General features: G+C 61.7%; 16 protein-coding genes. 7 read left to right on the plus strand and 9 right to left on the minus strand.

The window, feature by feature from the left end:
- Positions 1 to 99 precede the first annotated feature (99 nt).
- The 3 genes from JWQ90_RS20045 to JWQ90_RS20055 all read left to right on the plus strand — a co-directional run bounded on the left by JWQ90_RS20045 (position 100) and on the right by JWQ90_RS20055 (position 3445).
- Complete coding sequence (locus JWQ90_RS20045; RefSeq protein WP_299696795.1) at positions 100 to 1086, plus strand: helix-turn-helix domain-containing protein; 987 nt, start codon at positions 100 to 102, stop codon at positions 1084 to 1086.
- A gap of 120 nt (positions 1087 to 1206) precedes the next feature.
- Positions 1207 to 2529, plus strand: coding sequence for an NAD(P)/FAD-dependent oxidoreductase (locus JWQ90_RS20050; protein WP_299696796.1), 1323 nt, complete (start codon positions 1207 to 1209; stop codon positions 2527 to 2529).
- A 91-nt stretch (positions 2530 to 2620) separates the two neighbouring features.
- The gene (locus tag JWQ90_RS20055) at positions 2621 to 3445 is read left to right on the plus strand and encodes a hypothetical protein (RefSeq protein ID WP_299696797.1); all 825 of its coding nucleotides are present in this window, start codon (positions 2621 to 2623) and stop codon (positions 3443 to 3445) included.
- Here JWQ90_RS20055 and JWQ90_RS20060 read toward each other — a convergent pair.
- The 5 genes from JWQ90_RS20060 to JWQ90_RS20080 form a co-directional block, all read right to left on the minus strand.
- Entirely contained in the window at positions 3414 to 4814 is a 1401-nt protein-coding gene (locus JWQ90_RS20060) for an NAD(P)/FAD-dependent oxidoreductase (protein ID WP_299696798.1), read from the minus strand. The genes JWQ90_RS20055 and JWQ90_RS20060 overlap by 32 nt on opposite strands.
- A 75-nt stretch (positions 4815 to 4889) precedes the next feature.
- Entirely contained in the window at positions 4890 to 6224 is a 1335-nt protein-coding gene (locus JWQ90_RS20065) for a phosphotransferase (protein WP_299696799.1), read from the minus strand.
- 4 nt (positions 6225 to 6228) lie between these two features.
- Positions 6229 to 7575 carry an FAD-dependent oxidoreductase gene (locus JWQ90_RS20070; protein ID WP_299696800.1) on the minus strand — a complete coding sequence of 449 codons (1347 nt, stop codon included), beginning with the start codon at positions 7573 to 7575 and terminating at the stop codon, positions 6229 to 6231.
- A gap of 6 nt (positions 7576 to 7581) precedes the next feature.
- Positions 7582 to 8595: a hypothetical protein gene (locus JWQ90_RS20075; protein WP_299696801.1), complete on the minus strand. Its 1014-nt coding sequence runs from the start codon at positions 8593 to 8595 to the stop codon at positions 7582 to 7584.
- A 63-nt stretch (positions 8596 to 8658) separates the two neighbouring features.
- Positions 8659 to 8838 (minus strand): hypothetical protein, encoded by a 180-nt coding sequence (locus JWQ90_RS20080; protein WP_299696802.1) that lies wholly within the window; start codon positions 8836 to 8838, stop codon positions 8659 to 8661.
- Positions 8839 to 9090: 252 nt separating this feature from the next.
- Between JWQ90_RS20080 and JWQ90_RS20085 the strand changes: the two genes are divergently transcribed.
- Together JWQ90_RS20085 and JWQ90_RS20090 are read left to right on the plus strand one after the other, a co-directional pair.
- Positions 9091 to 10185 carry a spirocyclase AveC family protein gene (locus JWQ90_RS20085; protein ID WP_299696803.1) on the plus strand — a complete coding sequence of 365 codons (1095 nt, stop codon included), beginning with the start codon at positions 9091 to 9093 and terminating at the stop codon, positions 10183 to 10185.
- Positions 10186 to 10227: 42 nt separating this feature from the next.
- Positions 10228 to 11688, plus strand: a complete 1461-nt coding sequence (locus tag JWQ90_RS20090; protein WP_299696804.1) for a phosphotransferase family protein — start codon at positions 10228 to 10230, stop codon at positions 11686 to 11688.
- A 20-nt stretch (positions 11689 to 11708) separates the two neighbouring features.
- Here JWQ90_RS20090 and JWQ90_RS20095 read toward each other — a convergent pair whose 3' ends face one another.
- Both JWQ90_RS20095 and JWQ90_RS20100 read right to left on the minus strand, forming a co-directional pair.
- The gene (locus tag JWQ90_RS20095; protein ID WP_299696805.1) at positions 11709 to 13013 is read right to left on the minus strand and encodes a phosphotransferase family protein; all 1305 of its coding nucleotides are present in this window, start codon (positions 13011 to 13013) and stop codon (positions 11709 to 11711) included.
- Positions 13010 to 14521: a phosphotransferase family protein gene (locus JWQ90_RS20100; RefSeq protein ID WP_299696806.1), complete on the minus strand. Its 1512-nt coding sequence runs from the start codon at positions 14519 to 14521 to the stop codon at positions 13010 to 13012. The genes JWQ90_RS20095 and JWQ90_RS20100 overlap by 4 nt, the downstream gene beginning before the upstream one ends.
- A gap of 144 nt (positions 14522 to 14665) precedes the next feature.
- Between JWQ90_RS20100 and JWQ90_RS20105 the strand changes: the two genes are divergently transcribed.
- Positions 14666 to 15382, plus strand: coding sequence for a GntR family transcriptional regulator (locus tag JWQ90_RS20105; RefSeq protein WP_299696807.1), 717 nt, complete (start codon positions 14666 to 14668; stop codon positions 15380 to 15382).
- A gap of 33 nt (positions 15383 to 15415) precedes the next feature.
- On the opposite strand, the gene JWQ90_RS20110 is transcribed toward JWQ90_RS20105, so the two are convergent.
- Positions 15416 to 16891: a phosphotransferase family protein gene (locus JWQ90_RS20110; RefSeq protein ID WP_299696808.1), complete on the minus strand. Its 1476-nt coding sequence runs from the start codon at positions 16889 to 16891 to the stop codon at positions 15416 to 15418.
- Positions 16888 to 17883: a hypothetical protein gene (locus JWQ90_RS20115; RefSeq protein WP_299696809.1), complete on the minus strand. Its 996-nt coding sequence runs from the start codon at positions 17881 to 17883 to the stop codon at positions 16888 to 16890. The genes JWQ90_RS20110 and JWQ90_RS20115 overlap by 4 nt, the downstream gene beginning before the upstream one ends.
- A gap of 147 nt (positions 17884 to 18030) precedes the next feature.
- On the opposite strand from JWQ90_RS20115, the gene JWQ90_RS20120 reads away from it, so the two are divergent.
- Positions 18031 to 20427 carry a TonB-dependent receptor plug domain-containing protein gene (locus tag JWQ90_RS20120; RefSeq protein ID WP_299696810.1) on the plus strand — a complete coding sequence of 799 codons (2397 nt, stop codon included), beginning with the start codon at positions 18031 to 18033 and terminating at the stop codon, positions 20425 to 20427.
- Positions 20428 to 20703: the final 276 nt, after the last annotated feature.

Genomic DNA, 20703 nt, shown 5'->3' on the forward strand with positions numbered 1-20703 from the left:
GGGTGGGGCGGCGGGCGGCTGACTCTCTAGGACAATGGTGCTAACTTACTACCACAGTACCTATCATCGTGAGCTAGCGTGACTTCGGAGGGGAGTAACGTGACCAGTTCCGCGACCAGACCAAGGTTTCGCCCCATTGCGCTCGAGCAGTACGGCGACATATCTAAGCTTGTTTGCTCGATGCGCTACGAGATGTCCGATCCGTCGGCTTCATTTCCGACGAGCTTCAGAGGCTGTCAGATTGGTGCGGTCAACCTAACGCGGTACGAGAGTCAGGGGCTTGAGCATGGTGTTCGGACCCCTGAGCATGTCCGTGCCAACCCGGTCGATTCCTTCATTCTTTGCATGCCTCTGCACGCGCGCTTCCAGATCGACCACGCGGGATTGTGTTCGGAATTTTCGGCGGGTTCGGCAGTTCTGCTGACAGCGCAACGACCCTTTGAGGCCTACGTATCGGGCTCCTCGACCGATGGACGACATTCGTCGATTCAGGTTCGAGTGCCTGGTTCACTGCTGCGCAGCCATGCGCCTCAGGTAGATCAGTTATGCAATCGGGCATTTCCGCTGTCGACCAGTGCCGGCTCCATGCTGCGGACCACGCTAATGGCTTTGCTGCAACGCGCCAGCGGTCTCACTCCTATCCAGGGGCAGCATCACGGACGCGCTTTGACACACCTGATCGCTGGATGTTTCGATGACATCGAAGGTAAGGAAGCGTTCTTGCGCGAGGATGCCGTCTCCACCGACGCAGTGTTCGATAGAGCCATGTTGTTTATCGAGTGTTATCTGTCGGCCTCCAACCTGGACACGGAATTGGTGGCCAATCATTGCCATGTCTCATCGCGCTACCTGCACACGATTTTCGCTCGGCGTTCGCTGAGTGTCTCCGGACACATCCGGGAATCTCGCCTCCAGCAATGCCGGCGCGCGTTGCACGATCCAGCAATGGCTCACCAGTCCATTATCGAAATCGCTTGCCGTTGGGGCTTTGTTGATCCTTCACATTTCGGCCGCGCTTACCGGAGGCGCTTTGGTATTGCTCCCAGCGAGGAGCGAGCCTCCGGCCGCGCGTTAGCCTTCAATTAGGCTCGATACTTGACGAACCCTATCTTTCTTCTTGTTTAGTCGAAACGTGTTGCTCGAATAGTCGAGAATTCGACGGCAATCCGCGTTGTAATGGGTGCCCCTGAATCAGCGAGTCTTGGCGTGAGCGTACCAACGGTGGCGGTGGTAGGAGCCGGCGTAGCCGGCGCGATGGCAGCCTATCGACTCAAAGCGGCGGGTCTCAAGCCCCTTGTGTTTGAGGCTGGCGACTACATTGGTGGCCGGGCAAGAACACTGCGTAAAAGCGGCTTCATCTTTGACACCGGCGCAGTGGGTCTGCTGGGCAGCTACAACAGAACCCGGGACGTGGCGCGAGAAATCGGGATGGGTTCCCAGTTTCTGACTATCAAACCGGTTGGAGCCATACCCAGAGATGGTGTACTCCGGTACCTCGATATGGCGAGACCCATCCGCAGTTTTCTGTCGAGTGAGCTTTTCTCCGTCCGCAGTAAATTCAAGATGCTGAAAATGGTTCGCGATGTCGTGAAGCTTCGAAACAATCTCGACTATGAGCAGATAGACGCTCTGATTCCGCATGACGTCGAGTCGGTGGAGGAATACTCTCTCAGAGAGCTCAACGAAGAAATCTACGAGTATCTGACCGGCACGCTGACACGCGGTGCCTGGCTCGCGGCGGCTGATCAGGCGTCGGTCATTCAGTTCTTCTGGACGGCCAAGAACTTCACGCCGCACATGTACTCATTGATGGGAGGTATGAGTTCACTGCCGGAGACCCTATTGAAGGGAACCGAAGTATTGCTTAACACGCATGTCGTCGATGTGCATGAGGGCAAGCAGGGAGTCAGCGTAACGTACGTGAATCAATCGGGCGAAACGACGCGTCCCTTCGAAGCCTGCGTTATCGCCACCGAGCCAAAGCCAGCGACGAAAATTTTTCCGCAGATGATAGAAGGCCAGAAAACGTACCTGAATACGATCGAATATTCGCGGAGTGTCAACGTACATTTCGGCTTGTCTGCCAAGCCGGATCACCCGGAAATGTACATCATGATGCCCAAGCGCGAATGCCCGGACATCACGACCGTTTTTCTTGATCACCTGAAGGCGCCGGATCGCGCGCCTCCCGGAAAGGGCATGATCAGCGTTTTTCTGCGATCGGATTGGTGCGACGAGAGGTTCGACACCGAGGACAATGTCGTTTTGAAGGAAGTCATAGCCAAGCTGAGGCCGTTTTTCGGGGATATCAGCTCTTCCGTCGAAGAATCCATGGTGCAGCGCTGGGACTACTGTGCGTTAAAAGTAAAACCGGGAAACGCGCGGCTGATGAGCGAATACAACCGCGCGATCGATCCGCAGGCCAGAGTTCAAATCGCCGGGGACTTTGCTCCCTTCTCATCCGTCAACACGGCGGTAGTCAGCGGCGAGAGAGCGGCCAAACGAGTCGTCGAGAAGCTGCACGCCTAAGTGCTCTGGGATGCGCTACTCGCCGTAACAGGGTCGCGTCCGGCGACGTGCGACGTGCGACGTTCGATGTTCGTGACGATTGGGAAACAAGATGATCTTCGGTAATGCACTAGCCGCTGAACCTCCCTATGACATGGTGATGCCGGCGCTCGGACAAAGTTGGTTTTTTGTGGCGATGTGCGTTCCGGTGGTAGTCGCGCTCTTTTTCGCGCTTCGATACTGGCGGTCGAGCGGTTCACCCATTGGGCTGCTCTTTCTTCTGGGTGGTGCATGGACGTATTTCAATGAACCGATAGTCGATACGCTCGGAAAATGCTGGCATCCGGCGTTCGGCATCTGGACATACGCTGTCATATTCGGAATTCACCTTCCGATGTTCGGCATGCCGGTTTACATGTGGTACATGGGCGGCCAGGCGTTCCTCGCGTATCGGCTGTACGAGAAGGGCATCTCGATGCGGGGCCTTTTTCTGGTCTACCTTTTGTTCATGCTGACCGATTGTGCGTTTGAGATCCCGGCCCTGAATCTGGGGCTGTATGTCTACTACGGTGATACGCAGCCGCTCGTTTTCATGAACTTTCCCCTATGGTGGCCGTTCGTGAATTCCCTGATGCCGATGATGATGGCAGCAGTCGTTTTTCGGCTGGATTCCTTATTGCTTGGACCTCGCCGCCTTCTGGTTATTCCGTTGATGTGGATGCTGGGTGCGGCGACCAACGGCTTGGTGGGTGCCCCTGTTTGGGTCGCCATACACGCTGATGTAGGCATTGCGACAACGCACTTGGCTGCCCTGATAACGATCTGTTGCGGTTTGATGGTCTGCTATGCGATAGGGCTTCTGGTCGCCGAAAATGCACCGCTGGTCCATGGACGTAATGACAAGACTATAGGTCGGGGGCATCTCCGCCGAGAATGATCGCGTCCTGCTGTGCGACGTTGGCGATGATTCGGTCCGCTGCTCGCTTGCCCCATCGGACCGCGGACTCCATGGACCCGGCTCCGAACAGATCGCCCGCGAGCTGCACGCGAGTTTGATCCGGCAGAGCCCTCAGCAAGCCGCGCGAGCGTTGCCAGAACCCGGGCGTCGCCAGATAGCCTGCCTTGGGCCATCGGGTGACTTCGCAAATCTCACGATGCCCTTTCAGTTCGGGGAACAGTGTTTCGGCATGGCCGGCCGCCCAGGCTTCAATCTCGGCGTCGGTCTTTTCGGCATAAACGTCGAAGGCCAGTGTATCGGTATAAAACGTGATGAGGCTGCAGCCCGGCGGCGCGCGATCGGGCGCCTTGTTGTGTTGCAGGAAACCCAGCAGGAGGTCGGGATATTCCCTGCTGGGAATCGCGATGGCGTAGGCCTTGGAACGGCACAGCGCGTTGTAACCCAGCGAAACGCTGATCAGCTTCACGCTCTTGAGCCTGGGGCCGAAGTCCGGAGCCAGATTCGCCAGCGGTTCCCATATCCTGCAGCCCACGTCATACATGGCGCCGATGACGCAATAGTCGCCTTCCTCGGTATGAGTCAGATTCTGTGCATCGCGGTATTCGATTGTTGCTCCAGTGGCAGTGTCGACGACCCGTGTCACTTCCGCGCCGTAAATGATCGGAACGCGCTCTGCAATCGCACGCGGCAGGACATCGAGCCCGCCTTTGAGGTTGATCATCGGAGCGGTCCAGTTCGCAAGCGCTCCCAGCACTCCCAGCATCGAAGATTCCCGCGCCCCGCTGCCAGTGGTCAGCCGGATCGCGGGATCGATCAGATAAGCGGTCGATTCAGCGCCGAACAGGCTTTGCGAATAGTCCCAGGCATTGCTTGTCGGATCTTCCCGATCTGCCGACTCGACCAGTTCGAACGAATCGATGCCCTGAAGCCGGGGCCTCAGCTTCATGGCGCCGGCAACCAGGCCGAGCTTGCCCCGCCACGAAAGTGCCTGCGTGAAAGCAGCGGTGAAAGGCCGCCGCGGATCGATGTCGTGGATACTGTCCCCGCGCATCACGCCCATCACCGGGCTCGAAAGAACGATGCGATCACGGAGGTCCAGCGCGTCGATCAGCGACAGGTATTCCCGATACCCGAGCGTCATCGCATCGGGACCGGTGTCGATCACGTAAGCCTGCTTGCGGACCGTCTGGACGCGACCGCCGGGGCGGTTCAGCCGTTCCAGCACCAGCACTTTGAAGCCTGCCTGCTGGAGAGTGAATGCAGCCGCCAGCCCGGAGAGCCCGGCTCCCACCACGATCACTCGTTTAGACGGCATCGACCCATCTCGGTCGCTTGCGATGATGGCCACGCTCGAGCCGGGGCGTCGAGGATGCGGTGATCCTTGGGCTCCGGTATGGACCGGCCCCGCTGTGCCGGGCGGCGTTCATGCGGGATACCGCTCCAGCACCGCGCATAGCTCGCGCGAAATGCGTCGCACCATCCGCGGTATCGCATCGATCGCGGTATGCACCACTTCCATGTCGCGGATCAGTCCCATCGCAATCGCGGCCCGCGCGTTTATCAGCAGTACGTAAACCCGCAATGCGCTCCACAGCGTGTAGAAATCCTGGGTCAGCGGATCGATCTCCGGCCCGCCAGCGGCTTGGTACCGTTGCATGAAGCGATCCCAGGGTACGATCTGGCTGATCCACTCGCGGGCGTAGCCGAAGTCGATCGCGGGATGATCGATGCCCGCCAACTCCCAGTCGAGAATGGCAGTGAGTCCTTCGCCATCCATGAGCAGGTTATGCGCGCCGATATCGTTGTGAACCAGCGCTTCCAGGCCACCGTCGATGCGGTGGCAATTGCGTTCCAGCCAGCCCAGGGCAAGGCCGATGCAGTGCGCCGGGACTCCGTAGCGTGACTGCACGGCGCGAAAGCCGTCGAGCACCGCCTTCATTTGATGCGGTGTGCGGGCGCCCGGCGCAACGCCGGCTTCGACGAATGCGGCAACCGGGAGGCGATGCAGCCTCGCCAGTTGTTCGGCGAGATCCAGCACCATGCGTTCCGAGTGCGGCGGGTTGAAATAGCCGCCCTGCTGCCGCCCCGCCATGCGCGAGACGACCAGAAAAGGGGCGCCCAGTACCATGGACGGCTCGATCAGGAATGGTTCCGGTACCTTGATTCCGGCGGCGAAGACGCTCTTGAGCAGCGCGTATTCCGAAACCACGGTCGTGCCCTGGACCCCGCCGCCGATCCAGTCCTGGCGCACGACCAGATCGGCCGGCAGATCGACTGCGCCCTGCTGCTGCGCCAGGATCGTGATCTTGGAGCGTCCCCCGGCGAGTTGCCGTACCTGGGTGATGCGCAGGCCCGGGCCGCCGCGTGGCTGCGCCTGCAGATAGCGCTCGAAGCCGGCGGCGTCGAAATGGCGCGCGGCGGTACCGGCTTCTGTGAGCCGCCGCTCGGCAAGCTCCAAATCGATATCGGCTGCCGCCAGCACGGCGGCCTCCAGCCGCGCAAGCTCGATCGGAGGGCGAAGGGCATCGGGCCCGGTCGGAACCGCATTCAGGGCCTGCAATGCCGTGGTCACCGCATCGGCCGGCGCGATTTCCTGGCCCATTCGCAGCAGTAGCGCAACGCATTCGGCCGCGCGGGTTGCAAGTTCTCCCTGTACCTGCGGTGCCACCGATTTGTGCAGGAATTCAGCAATCGATAGCAGGACGCCGCGCGCAGCCAGCGGCTCGTGTGTCAGTGGGCTCGCATTCGGAATATCCATAGCCTCAGTTCTTTCGGTGTCCATAGTGATGCGCGAGGTTTCCGGCGGCGCGTTCGCCCCAGACCATCGCGCCCTCCTGGTTGGTCTTGGTGAACAGATCGCCGGCGATCTGCACCCGCGCCGACGCAGGCAGGTGCTCGATGATTTCGGCGACATGCTTGAAATAGCCCGGTCCGTTGTAATTGGACATGCGCGGCCAGCGTGCGACCTGCGAGAACTCGAACGAGCCCGACAGCTCCGGAAACAGCTTTTCGGCTCTGGCCCTGGCCCATTGCTCGAGTTCCGCGTCGGGCCAGTCGAGCATTTTTTCAGTGGCCTGCGTGTCGGACGCGAGTTGCAGCAGGCTATGCCCGGCCGGTGCGCGATGGGGCGCCTTGTTATGGTCCAGGAAGATCAGCATCAGCTCCGCGTCTTCGACTCGAGGCACCTGCACGATATAGGCACCCAGATGAGTCCGCGCGCGATAGCCAAGATAGATCTTGATCATCTTGATGAAGCGCAGCTGTGCTTTCAGGCCGGCGGAGATTTGCTTGAGATAGCCGTAGATCTCGATAGCCTGATGATAAGGAACCGCAATCACCGCCACGTCGAAACGCTCGGTGGATCGAGCACCGGTGGAGTCCTCGACGCTGACCTGCACGCCATCCGCGTCCTCCACGACCGCCGTTGCGCGGCTGCGGAGCCGGACGTCGAGTTTCGCCGCCAGTGCGTCGGTCAGGGTCGACTGGCCGTCGCGGAAGCTGTACATGGCACCGCCACCGGCGAGCACCAGTTCGGAGAGCAGGTTGAGCGGGGAGGCGTAGCCCGCGCTGGCGCCGCCGAGCATTCGCGAGAGCGGATCGATCACATAATCGGTTACCTCGGCGCCGAAGTGGCGCAGGCCGAACGCTTCCGCCGTCGAATGCTCGTGGTCCAGGTGCGCGTGCTCATGCATGAACGCCGGGTTCATGCCGGCCAGCAGCGGCTTGAGCTTGCGCATGCCGGAGATCATGCGCAGCTTGGCCGAAAGTGACAGCGCCCGCGTGGTGGCCATGGACCATGGGCTTGCGCTGTCCATGGTCTCGATGCGGCCGTCCCTCAGCGTGCCCATGAGCGAGGGAATCTTGACAATTTGCTGCGTCAGGCCGAGTTCTTCCGCTAGCTGGAGATAGCGCGTATAGCCGTGCGTGAACAGGTCTGCGCCTTGCTCCATCAGATAGCCGTTCCTGCGCAGCGTGCTCACGCGTCCGCCTGCACGATCGGACGCTTCGAAAACCCGGACGTCGAAGCCCGCCAGCTGCAGGCGGTAGGCTGCCGTCATCCCGGAGATGCCGGCGCCGATGACGGCAGCCCGCCGTGTGTTCGTGGTCATCGGCGATCAGCGGCGTGAATTCATGCGGTGAACGAAGTCCGTCCACTGGCATTCCTGCGAATCTCCCCAGCCGACGCGGTTCTCGCACTGCCAGCGCACCAGGCCGATGTGGATGCTGACGTTTGGCCAGAAGCCCGAGGGGCTGGACGATTCGACGGTGCCGGTGATGCGCAGGCGTTCGCCGTCCTGATCGACCAGTTCCAGCTCGTGCGACAGCGGGCACAGGCTGAGCGGATCGCGCCTGGTCAGCTTGATGCCTTCGACCACGCGCTTGTGTTCGCCGTTGCGGTAGATCCAGCCGCCCTTCAGAACCTGCTCGTCGGGAACCTGATACAGCCCCAGCCATTCCGGCGAGCGCCGGGGATGATCGGTCAGCGTGCAGTTGAACGAGAAGTCCTCGCCGAACACACCGGTGAGCCAGGCGATCGGTGGAAATGGCGTCGGCTCTTCGCGACGTGCTTCGCCCCAGGAGCGATCGCGGACGTTGTAGCCGTCGACCTCGTAGCGTTTGCCGCGCAGGCTCAGAAAGCCCTTGGTCTTCATCGTCTGCTCGAAATGCTTGCGATTCGGCAGCATCGCCGGCGGTGTCAGCGCGGTATAGCTGATGTCGAGAGCATTGCCCCGGCTTGCGTCCTCGTAGCGGATGCGGATCAGTTTGAACGGCTCGATCACGTCCACCTGATAGCCGACATCGGTTTTGTAATGATCGATGCCGGCGGCGATCGTCTGCTCGCTCATGAACATGCGGAAATCGTAAAGCTCCGCCGCCAGGTGATGCGGCTTGATGCCCTGCCAGGCGGCGACGCCGCTGCTCAAGGTCCCCAGGTTGGGGTGGTGCCATAAGTAGGAAAAGCCGTGGATCCGGGCTTCGGGCACGCTGAAACCGAAGTATTGGGTTTCGGTCAGCGCATCGTGCTGAATGTCGTTCTTCGCGGCCGGGTGCAGCAGTTCGTCCTCCGGACCATAGGGCCCGAATCCAAGGGCGGCCTGGTGGTGCAAGAACGATTGATCGTCGGACATCGAAACTCTCCTGATGAGCTACGCGCGGCCGGCGTAGCGGAAGTGGTTGGGAACGGCAGGAACTCAGAAATCCCAGTTGATGCGCAGGCCGCAATTGACCGGCGGTGCGTAGACGGCGCTGAACAGCGGAATCGAATTCAGGGGCAGCCGCGGACGCATCCGACCAGACCCGATGGAACGAAATCCCGTAGGCAATACGCGAAATGGGTGTTTCCGTCGCCGCATGAACTCGATCGATCGCATCTTCTCCTCCTGCATTCTTGTAACGCGGCATCGGCCATCGGCATGAGCCGGAATGCCGATCGATACCGTCGCCGCACTCTGCAGCGGCTCGCCTGTGCCGGCGATTCTGACGATACGGTAATAGGTGCTTTATACTATAACAATAGTGTGACTATACTAGGACATTGATAAATCGATGCAAGTGGGCGCGTATTTAAATTCGTGCATGGCACGCACCTTGGTCGATATTCCAAGGCACTGGAGGAATTGGAGATGGTGGCAGCAACTCGGAGTCGCGCGCAGGCGGAAGCCGCGTCGATAGCAGGGAAGCCGGGAGCCCCTGTGCTGTGGTGGGCTTGCATCGGCCTGATCGTCGTATTGATCGCGATTTCCTGCGCGGTCCAATGGATCGGCTCACCGGGCTTCAAGCCCGCGCCCACGGGCGCCGACGCAGCGTCGCCGATACTGTGGGCATGGATCATTTTTCTGCAGGTCGGCTTCAGTCTCGGCGCTCTGGTCTACGGCTGGCTGTTCATTGCCAGGCCCGTGCTGCGTGACCGCAAGCTGTCGTGGGACGGAATGTTCATGCTGGCCTGCTTCACCATCTGGCTGCAGGACCCGGTGGACAACTATTTCAACTTCACCTTCAGCTACAACGCGCTGATGGTCAACTGGTCGTCCTGGGCTCCGCACCTGCCCGGCTGGGAGTCGCCGAGGCAGGAGAATTTTGCCGAGCCGGTGTTCATGATGGGCTCGCTGTTCTTCTTTACTTTCTTCGCAATGTCGGTGATCGGCTGCTGGTTCCTGAGGAACAGCAAGAAGTGGTTTCCATCCATGAGCGTACTCGGCCATCTGGCCCTGCTGCTCGTGGTGTTCTTTGTCTTCGACCTGGTGTTCGAGTCTCTGCTGTGCCGCACCGGCATTTTCGCGTACGGCGGTTCCTACCACTCGCTGACGCTGTGGGCGGGTACGCCGTATCAGTTCCCGCTGTATGAGTCATCGGGCATCGCGACGGTGTGCTTAGGCATGACCGCGCTGCGCTATTTCCGTGATGATCACGGACGCTCGTTTGTCGAGAAGGGCGTACAGAGCTTAAGGCTGCCGGCACCGGCCAAGAAGCTCCTGTCATGGCTGGCCCTGGTTGGCGCCGTCCACATTCTGGTGTTCTTCGGCTTCTTCGTTCCCTATACCTGGTTTGCGCTCAAGGCGGACAGCTATCCCGAACTTCCCTCGTATCTGCGCATGGAGATTTGCGGCAAGGGGACAGCCTACGCCTGTCCCAGCCGCGAGGTCCCCATTCCCAGCCTCAAGTCCTTGGCCATCGCGCCGGACGATCCGCGGCTGAGCGCGGCGGCACGCCGCAACTGACGTCGCTTGTTTTTAGTGTTCTAAGGAGAGATCGAACTGAGCTTGCAACACGAAGCCAGCTTTTCCGTTCCGCAAGGAATGCAGCCGGGCCTGGCGCGCGCGCTCAAGCTCATCCTGCGGGAACTCGAGCAAGTGCTGGTGCCCGAGCTGCAGTCCGACCGCGCCCGTTCGACCGCCGGCATGCTCGCGCAGTTGCTGCGTCATCTGGCGCTACGCGAAACGCAGCTGCCGGACCTGCTCGACGAGTGGACTCGCCAGCAGCAGGCACTGCTGAGCGAAGCCGGTGCCGCGTTCGATCCGGGCGAGGGCGGTGCTTTCGAACGCAATCGTCGCGTGACCGCGGCGGTTGCCGATCTGTCGGCCCGGATCGCCGCCCATTCCGTGAGCGACACCGGTGCTGGATTGACCGACCCATGGTGCCGCCGCGCCGTGACGGCGGAACGCAATCATCTTGCCGCACGATCCAGCGCAGAGCGTGAAGCGCCGTCGCTGCAGCATTCATCCGAGCGTGCCGCGCTGCTGGATGTGACGCCGGAGCGGCTGAGGCCGTATCTGGCAACCAAGCTGCCCGGTTTCGGCAGTGTGCAGGTTACGAAAGTCCACAAGCTGCTCGGTGGATTTTCCAAGGAGACTTTCATCATCGATGCGCAGGCAGACGGGAATGCGATGCCGCTGGTGATGCGTCGTGATATCGCCTTGGGGCCTGTCGCTGGCTCGGTCGCCGACGAGGTTCCATTGCTGCGGGCGCTTCATGCGCAGAGCATGCCGGTGCCCCGGCCGCTGCTGGTGGAGGCTGATCGCTCGGTCTTCGGTGAGGCGTTCTTCATCGCTCCCAAAGCGGCTGGCGAAACGGCGTTCTCCAACGTTCATGGACTCGACATGGGTGGTGGGCAGGAGAATGCGGCCCGAGCGCTCGCCGAGGTGCTGGGGCGTCTGCATCGGCTCGACGCCAGCGCCATGAACCTGCCCAGGAGTTTCTTCGATGCCGACCTGTCCATGGCCGACTGCGTACGGCGGCAGGTCGAAGCCTACGAGCGGGGCTGGTTCAGCCGCACTCACCAGCCTTCGCCGACGATGTCGGCCGCCTTCGCCTGGCTGCGCGCGAATCTGCCGCCGTCGGCGGGGCGACCCTGCATCGTTCACGGCGACGCCGGGTTGCACAACCTGATGATGGATGCGGGCAGGGTAAGCGTCATGCTCGACTGGGAGCTCAGCCACATGGGGGATCCGGTGGAGGACCTGGCCTACTGTCGCACCTGGGTCGATCAGGCGCTGCCCTGGAGCGAGTTTCTGGAGATTTACTATCGCCACGGCGGAGTCGAATACCGCCCGGAGTACGAGAGCTTCTACAGCGTGCTGTCCAACCTGCGCGTCGTCGTGTTTGCGGCGCAATCCGGCTATGGAAGCCATTGGAGCGAACATCCCGAATTGCCCCTGATGTTCGCCACGACCCACTACCACAACGTGTTCCTGGACAAGGTGGCCGCGCAGTTGGCCGGATGATTCGTCGATGATTCGGCGGATTAGTCCGACGGCGACAGCGCCGTTCGGGCTGCGTCGATGGCGAACTGTTCGCCGAAGCTGTGGCCGACGTAGACCAGTTTTGAATCGAGACGGGCATCTCCGCGGTAAAGCTCGTCGAGGATTGCGAAGCAGCCGATCGCGACTCGCAAGGTGCCGAGTACGGCGTAGAAGCGCATCGTTCCGGCGTCGACGTCAACGCCTCCGTACTGCCGGTACAGCGCGCGGAAGTCATCCCAGGCCACCAGCTTTTCGACGAAGGGCCGGGCATAGGCCAGGTCTTCCGCCGCGTCGCCGACGTGCACGAACTCCCAGTCGAGCAGGGCCTGGATCCGGCCATCCGCGATCAGCAGATTGTGGAAGCCGAAGTCACCATGCACCAGGGCGCGACGCACGAAGCCTGCAGGTGCGTGAGCGTGGAGCCAGTCGAATAAGCCATCGACCAGCGCGTTGGGTTCGAAGCGAACCTGATTCCAGTAGCTTTGAATATCCGCGACCATTTCCGGCGGCGTCGTGCCGACGGCGCCGGGGACGCGTGAGACCGTCGCCGGCAGTTCATCGACCGGCAGTTGATGCAGGGACGCCAGCAACTGCGCGGTCTGACGGATGACGCCAGCGGCGATTGCGGGGTCGGCCGACCAGGTCGTGGCATCGCAGGTTCCGGCGACGCGTTCAACGGCCAGCGTCGCTGCGCCGAGCGCACCGGCATCGGCTTCGCACCACAGCACACGGGGGACTGCGAGGCCGCGCTCGCCGACGGCTTTCAGGATTCGGTACTCGTCGGTCACCGAAGAGCGCAGCGGCGCGAACGGCAGGTCCCGGCGCAGCACGATCGATTGAGCCGGATGTCCGGCGCCGGATAGCTCCACCAGAAAGGTCTGTTTGGAAAAGCCGCCGGCCACTTGCCGGATCTCTGCCCGATCCGGCCAGTGGTCATTTGCATTGCGCGCCTTCAGATAGGCGATCAGTTCATCCGCCTGTATCGGTGGCAGTGTTCCGGACGCTGCCGCCACGCTGCGCTGCAGGCCGGAGCCGGATTCCGAGTAGGCGCTGTCGCGGTCGCCTGCGGCATCGTGGCCGCGCCGTGCTTCGGCGACTGCGAGCAACGCGGCCAGATCGGCGCCTGCGCCTTCGGTGCGGGTATTCGAGATGTTGGGCTCGGTACCGGCTGCCGCAATCGCCTGCAGCAAGCTCGTCACCGCACCTGCGGTGAACTGCGCCCTGGGCGAGCTCAGCTCCGGTGACAGCACGGTCGCGATATCCCGGATGATGATGTGCAGCAGCTTGCCTGCCTGGTCGTCGTTCATGACGGGAGCACGCCGCTGCTTGCAGCGGGCGTTGCCGATCGTCGGCGCAGTTCCTTCAGAACCTGTTCGGCCGCCTCGACCGCATAGCGCGGCCCGAAATTCAGGCCGGCCACGGCCAGCTTCAGCGCCGCGTCGGGGCTGACGCAGCGACCGCTGCGGAAGGCCGCCAGCGCGCCGACGCAGCCCAGCCCGTTGCGGAAGCTCTGCCACACCGCCCAAAAGCCTGCCTGGTCTTCGCGATAGGCGCAGCCGCCATGCTCACGGTAGCCCGCTACGAATGCTTCCCAGATACCCAGCGGCTCCAGGAACGGTCGAATGTAGTTCAGATCTTCCTGCGGGTCGCCGAGGTGGGCGAACTCCCAATCGAGGATGGCCTCAATGCGGCCGTCCACGGTCAACAGGTTGTGAAAGCCGATGTCGGCATGAACGATGACCGGACGGGTGTCGTCGCCCGGAATATTCGCCAGCAGCCAGGCATGTTCGGAGGCAAATAGCGGGCTGGATTCATCCGGCTCGCGCCGCCGCCGGTATAGCGACCACCAGCGCTCGATTTCCGTCCCGACCAGTTCTGGCACCGGGGGGCAGATCGGCGCGTCGGCAGGCAGCAGTGAGCCGACGTCGACGCGGTGGAGTAGAGCCAGTTGCGCCGCCAGGTCGTCGGCGAACATGGCAAGGCACTCGGCCCGGTTTCTCCAGCCAGCGATGTCGGTGTTGCCGGCGACTTTGCGCGCCACCAGGAACGGCTGGCCGATCACTTGCCGGCTGGTTTCGAGCCACAGCGGTTCCGCAACCTTGAGGCCGGCTTCGAAGACCGCGCGCAGCAGTGGAAACTCGTCGACGACCGACATGTCGGTTGCGGCCACCGGAAGATCGCGCCGGATCACCAGCGCTTCGGTCGTTGCGCCGCGGACCACGTCGACGAGCAGGGTTTCCTTGTTGAAACCACCGGAGACCAGGTGCAGATGCTCGACCGTGACCTGCTCCCCGCTATCGCCGTGGCTGCGGAAATAGGACTGCAGCAGATCGGCGGTGAACCTGTGGACGGCCGGTTCGGGTACCGCGCTGGCAGCATCGCGCGACAAGTGTCCGCGCTGGTAAACCGAAGCGATCCCGTCGGCGGCTTCCGGATCGAGCGCCACCAAAAAACGCTTCTCCTCGTTTAGCAGCGTCTCGAAGGCGTCCGCCTGCCGTGTGCGCAGCGACGCGTCGCTGCTGCGTCGCTGCAGCATTTCGGTAAACGCAGTTTCCAAACGCAGGCGCGTATCCCCCGCCTGCGCCGTGGCGCCGGCTACACCCAGGGGTTCCAGCGACTGAAGGATCGCGACCCCCTTCCGATCGCGCTGGGTTTGAAGATCGGGGGGCTGCCGTGCTTCCGCGCCGATCAGCCGCAGCAGTCTCAGGCACAGATCGACCGCGATCTTGGCTTCCTCCGAGCGCACGCTGGGCGCAACGATCTCGTCGAGCGCCTGGATGACCGTCGTGACGATCGGTTCGGTGGGAAAGTGCACTGTCGCTCCTCGTGAAACACATCGTTTATGTCTACGATTTTGTATATAGAATCATGGGAGCAACAGCGCGTCAATGTTTGGCGGCCCGCCAGCTTGGTCGGGTATGCTCACGGTGCAAAGTCGCTGCCCGACTTAACGAGCAACATGAAAAAAATTTCTGAACGATCTCGAAAATTGCGTACTACCGACCTGGTTACCAGCGCTGTGGATTACATCGATCGTCTCATCGGCTCAGGTCAGCTGGCTCCCGGCCAGCGCCTGATAGAGTCCGATCTGATCAGCGAGCTGGGCGTGGGACGCATGCCGATCCGCGAGGCCCTGCGGATTCTGGCGGGTGACGGCATCGTCGAGCTGATACCCAATCGCGGTGCCCGAATCCGCACGATCAGTCCGCGGCAGGTTGCGGAGATGCTCAAGGTGCTGGTGGGCTTGCTGTGCGTCGGGATCGACGAGGTGGCGTCAGGCCCGGCACATGCGCAGATCGTCAAGGAATTGACCGTGCAGGCGGCCGATATCAAACGCAATATCGTGGCAAAGGACGGCCGCGGCCTGCTGGCTGCCATGGTCCGCTATCACGAGACGATCATCGAAGGCTCTGATAACGCTTATCTGCAGGATATGAATCGCCGCGTGCACTTCCATCACTACAGCCGGCATGTCTTCGATGCGATCCAGTTCTCCGACCTCGCAATGTCGGCCTCGATATACGCCGAGGTGACTCGATCGCTACGCGCGCGGAATGCGGACCAGGCCTGCCGGGCGTTCAAGGCGAGCATGGCCGGTTTTATCCGCTCGATCGAACCACCGGCAGAATCCCTGCCTGGAACCCGGAAAGCGGTAGCGAAACCACGGAAAAAATAGGCGGAAACGATTTCCTGTGGTCGATGCTGCCGATCAGACGGTCTGCAGATAATCCGCCACTTTGCGAATGCAGAAGCGCGTGAAGTGCGGCCCGCCGAACGCCGGGCGGATGTCCGCTGGAGGCTGGAGCATCAACCGGTCCATCATCGTGACGCTGGTGATGGCGCCGCGCAGATACATCCACATGCCCCAATAGCGCTCGCTTTCCGGGCTCGGACGGACGCCGCCGCCCGCGCTGTATTCGGCGACGAATTCATCCCAGGGCATGAAGCGCTCGACCTCGCTGCGGCAATAAGCCAAGTCTTCGCCCGGGTCGCCGAGATGCCAGGTTTCCCAGTCGAGCATCGCCGTGACCCGCCCGTCGGCGAACAACATGTTGCGCAAGGTGGCGTCGCCATGGACGATGCGCGGGCTCGGCAATGTGCCGGGAATATTGTTTCTCATCCAGGCCAGGCCGGCGGCGATCGTGGAGCTGGGGCCCATTCGCCGGCGATGCCATTGCGCTTCGAACTGGTCGAGCAGACGCAAAATGGGGGCGCTTGCCGGCTGGCTGAGTTCTGCGTCGCCAAGCCCCGCAGTTTTCGGATCGACGCGGTGAATCTGCGCCAGCACGCGCGCGAGCTGGCGCACGCAGTCCACGGCGCCTTTGCCGACGACATCGAGCTTCATGTCCAGAAGCTGCTCGCCGGGCACCTGACGGACGACGATGAACGGCCGTCCCATCGCAGCGGAATCCGCCTCCAGCCACAGCGGCTCGGCGACCGGAACGCCGGCTTCGAACATGGCCTCGATGACGGCGAACTCGCCGCGCACCGAGCCTTCGAGGGGGCCGTTTGGTACATCGCAGCGGATGACGATTCCGTCGGCCGGCCGGCCGGCACCCCGCAGGCTGACGATGAACGTATCCTTCGAGTAGCCGCCCAGCGGCGTCGTAATGCTGTCCACTTCGATGGCGCTGCCGGCGGGAGCGCGTGCGTTCAGATAAACCTGAAGCTCGGCAGGTACGAGCGCTGGCGGGGCTAGCGCCGCCGTGGCTGCTGTCACCGCCTGCTCCTGCCGCTCGACTGCGTCATGCAAGGCACGCTCAGAGGTGGTGACGCTGCGAACCACTTCCCAAGCGGCGCGGCGCGAGGACTCGGGCAGATCAGGCAGGCGCCGCATCAACTCGGCGATCGTGTTCTCGAGCGCGTTCCCGGCCGGCAGGTCGCGAAGGGGCATCGTCGGCGCGGTGGCTTCGAGAATGGCCTGCAGTGCCTGCAGCGCCGCCGCCGAGGCCTGATCCAGCGAGCTGCGCAGTGGTTCAAGACCATCCAGTCGGACGATGAGGTGATCGAGTACCGATTGCATCATCGCAACGACGCTGCGGCCGCGTTCGGAGCGCAGATCGGGCGCGACGACCGTCTCCAACTCGTGGCGGATCACGTTCAGAAACCGCGAGACCGGCGGTTCTGACAGTATGTCCCAGTGCCGAGCGTCGCCGCCGATGCTTGCTGCGGATCCGGTGCTCACGTCAAGGCCTGCCGGGCGAGTCCGCGCTCAGTCCAGCCGACACCCTTGTGGCCATCGCACTCGAACCTCACCAGTTGATCCAGCATGAACGCCGAACTGGTGTGGTCCAGTTTGCCGGGGCACATGTCGAAAGGTCTGACCATGCTGTTCGCAAAGCTGGTAAGCACTTCGACGACGGATATCTCCATCTCGCCGAGTGCGCTGCCCAGCACCAGGGTATGCAGCCGTCCCGGGTCCTCGGTGCCGACCGCCATATCGGTGCGCAGCAGCTCCGCCGGATATTGTTCACCGTTCTTGAACACCGCGGCGTTGGACATGCCAAAAGTATCGGAGCCCTGGAGTTGCATCGCATAGACCGCGAATGCACGGCCATCATCGAAGCTGCCGTTGATCCAGCCATGCATCCGGTATTGCGAAACGTCGCGAACACCACGGCTGTGATCGCGGACGGCGTAACCATCGGTCAGCGGGTAGGTATTGCCGCCGAACCGGATCACGCCATTCGCCGTACCGATCTGTTCGATATGCATCGATCCGGCGATCGTGCCGGCCTCGCGAGAGTCACCCTTCATGTTCCATATCGGCATGCGCGCATCGAAGATCACCTCGGCCTTGCAAAAACCCTTGGGGCCGTCGCGATAGCCGCGGTCGATCAACTCTTCTTGCGTGCTTTCGGTTACCGGCCCTTCAAAGCTCAGCCGTAGCTTGCGTGCAGGCACCAGTACATCAAGCCTGGACAGGCCACCTCCAGGGCCGGTCGCCGAGCCGCCGCGAGCATAGTTCTTGGAGAACAGTACTTTGCGATCCGGCAACACGAAACCGATCAGTTCGCGCCAGATTGTGGGGTCGGCGAGGCAGCGGCCGATGCTGTAGTAGACGGATGTTCGACTGATCGGATCGCCGAACATCAGCGCGTAGTTCTCGCTCCACTGCGCTGTGGAGGGGATCTCGGTGATCGGATATTCATCGATTGCAACGGCTTCGATTCTCATGAACTTTCCCTCATATCTCGATGCTGGTTCGACTGATGTATTAGTATGAATGAACTAGTTGTTAATATATATTAAAGCGTATACATTTTGTCGGAGTCACGCACGACTTCGTGCCGTTGACATCTAGAAAAACTGGGAGGAGAACCCATGGATCGAGTCAAGCAGAGGTTGTTCAGGACCGCATTTTCCGTCGCGATTGCCTTGCTGGCAGCGCCATCGTCGGCGCAGGATCAGCTCGCGCCGCCGCCGTCCCCCACGACTGACGAATCCGCTGGTCCGGCCGAAGCTCCGGGCGCCCCCGCTCCGGCATCTCCGGAAGCGGCGCAGAAGCCGATGCGTGCCGAAGCTGCGGCAGCGGCGGCAGCTGCCGACGACGGACTAAGGGTCGAAGAAGTCATCGTGACGGCCCAGAAACGCGAGCAGCGCTTGCAGGACGTGCCCTTGGCCGTCACCGCCATCACGGCGGACAACCTCGAGAGCTCCGGCGTGCGTTCAGTCGAAGCCCTGTCGCAGGCGGTGCCTGGGCTGGTCATCAACAACGCCAATTCCTTGCTACTGCCATTTATTCGCGGGGTCGGCGCTTTCAATGCCGGGGCGGCAACTTCTTCCAGCGTCGCCATCTACGTCGACGGTTTGTACACGCCGCGTTCGGGCGCACTGGCGTTCACGCTCGACAACGTGCAACAGATTGAAGTGCTGAAAGGGCCGCAGTCGACGCTGTATGGCCGCAACGCAACCGGCGGAGCGATCACCATTACAACGGCGACGCCGAAGCCGGGTGATCCGGTCAGCGGAAAATTCAGCGCGACGACCGGCAATTTCGGCCAAAACCGGATCAGCGGCACGATCGCGGGCGGGATCGCCGATAAGCTCGCCGCGAGTCTGACGGGTGCAGTGGTCAGCCGTGACGGCTATGTCGACAACCTTGCCAGCCAGACCTACTTCGGCGGGGCGAGCACCACGGATGACGTCAACAGCGAAAACGAAAAGACGATCAACGGCAAGCTCACCTATGCTCCCACCGAGAATAGCGAATTCGTTTTGTCCGCCTCCTATCGGACCTTCGACGATACCAGCGCGTTCAGCTATCGGCAGTTCAATGGCGAGGCGGTCATCAATGCCTTCTTTGCCGGTACGCCCGAGGCGCCGATTCCCCAGGAGGTGCGCGATGGCCTGATCGCCGCGCTGCCGTCGAAGAAATGGCAGACCTATGCGCCATGGGGTTACCGCGATGGTCATGATACGACCGTCAATCTCACGAGCAGGATCGACTTCGACGACATGTACCTGATCTCGATCAGCGGCTATCTCGACAACTATCTCCGTGCCGATACCGAGGTGTATGCATTGCCAATCCCGCTGGCGGGTTTCGCGGTGGACTGGCCTTCGAAGACGTTCAGCCAGGAGTTCCGGCTGCATTCGCAAACCGCAGGGCCGTTGAGCTGGCTGGTTGGACTGCAGTACTTCAATGAAGGCAGCAGCAAGTCGCGGATATGGGGGGCTCTGGCGCCCGCGCTGTCTCCTACCGGCCAGGCACTGCTGTCGCCGGACGCTGACCATCCGCTGGGTGATTCGGATTGGAAGTCCGAGTCCTATGCGGCGTTCGGCGAAGTTGTCTACGCCGTAACCGATCGCATCAATCTTACCGCTGGAGTGCGTGATACCTGGGAGAAATTCAGCCTATCGGACAATCGCGACGGGGCTTTCTTCACCGCCATCGGCTTCTCGGACGTCCCTGTGCCGGACAAGGAGAAGACCTGGAACGAGCCGACATACCGAGTGGTGCTCGACACGCATTTCGGCAAAAACATGGCGTACATCAGCCATTCCAAGGGTTTCGTCAGCGGCACGCTGAACGTTCAGAATCCGGCCGGCGACGTGGTGGAGCCTGAAACCCTGGTGGCCAACGAAGTGGGTATCAAGTCGATGCTGGCGAATGGACGCCTTCGCCTCAATGGCGCCGTCTTCGACTATGGCTACGAAAACATCCATGCGCAGACGGTCAATGGTGCCACCGGCCTCACCAACCTGGTCGCCGGCCAAAAAGCCACGATCCGCGGCGCGGAAATGGAGTTCGACGGTATCCTGACCGAAAGCTTCTCCGTCAACGGTGGCATCACCTATTTGTTCGATCGCACCTACGATCGCTTCAGCGTGCCGGCCAACAGCGACTTTCCAGCCATCGAGGCATCGGGGAACACCATTGCGGGTGCACCTAAAGCGATGGCGCTTTTAGGGCTGCGTCACGAAATCCCCGCGGGCGCAGGTCGTATCGGATCGAGCGTGAATGTCAGTTACAACAGCGGCGTATTCTTCGACACGAGCGAGTCGGTAGGCTCGGGCGGAATCGGCGACGACGCCTACACTGTGGTGAACCTGAGGACGACCTATTTTGCTCCGGGCGACAAGTGGAACGTCTCGCTGTGGGCAAACAATCTGTTCGAGGAGTACTACATGAGCGGCGGCATCAGCTCTGGCCCCTCGATCGTTGCCATCGAGGCCCCGCCCCGCTTCTTCGGCGCGACCTTCGTCTTTAAGTTGTAGGCGTGTTAAGGCGAATGCTACTAACTTAACGAGAAATCCCCTCTCCCTCCGGGAGAGGGGCAGGGCTGAGGGACTCGACTTTCGCGCGAACTCCAAGTCCCTCATCTGACTCGGGACACTAGCGCGATGACTCATAAGTTTGGAAACAGAGATTGGGCTCCCTCCCCCGCGTGCGGGGGAGGGCGGTTGGCCTAGCCGGGAGTGACATTGAGTCACTCCCGGCCCAAGCCAACCGCGGGAGGGGGCGTGATGGCAGAACCGAGCTTTCTTCCGCGC

Origin of the sequence: Hydrocarboniphaga sp., from assembly GCF_028291725.1 — a bacterium.
In the GTDB taxonomy this organism is placed as follows: Bacteria; Pseudomonadota; Gammaproteobacteria; order Nevskiales; family Nevskiaceae; genus Hydrocarboniphaga.

Bases quoted from the DNA above. Each gene is read 5' to 3' on its own strand.
- JWQ90_RS20080 (WP_299696802.1), bottom strand. From the start codon at position 8,838: ATGCGATCGATCGAGTTCATGCGGCGACGGAAACACCCATTTCGCGTA.
- JWQ90_RS20105 (WP_299696807.1), top strand. From the start codon at position 14,666: ATGAAAAAAATTTCTGAACGATCTCGAAAATTGCGTACTACCGACCTG.
- JWQ90_RS20095 (WP_299696805.1), bottom strand. From the start codon at position 13,013: ATGAACGACGACCAGGCAGGCAAGCTGCTGCACATCATCATCCGGGAT.
- JWQ90_RS20065 (WP_299696799.1), bottom strand. From the start codon at position 6,224: ATGGATATTCCGAATGCGAGCCCACTGACACACGAGCCGCTGGCTGCG.
- JWQ90_RS20070 (WP_299696800.1), bottom strand. From the start codon at position 7,575: ATGACCACGAACACACGGCGGGCTGCCGTCATCGGCGCCGGCATCTCC.
- JWQ90_RS20055 (WP_299696797.1), top strand. From the start codon at position 2,621: ATGATCTTCGGTAATGCACTAGCCGCTGAACCTCCCTATGACATGGTG.
- JWQ90_RS20115 (WP_299696809.1), bottom strand. From the start codon at position 17,883: ATGAGAATCGAAGCCGTTGCAATCGATGAATATCCGATCACCGAGATC.
- JWQ90_RS20085 (WP_299696803.1), top strand. From the start codon at position 9,091: ATGGTGGCAGCAACTCGGAGTCGCGCGCAGGCGGAAGCCGCGTCGATA.
- JWQ90_RS20120 (WP_299696810.1), top strand. From the start codon at position 18,031: ATGGATCGAGTCAAGCAGAGGTTGTTCAGGACCGCATTTTCCGTCGCG.
- JWQ90_RS20075 (WP_299696801.1), bottom strand. From the start codon at position 8,595: ATGTCCGACGATCAATCGTTCTTGCACCACCAGGCCGCCCTTGGATTC.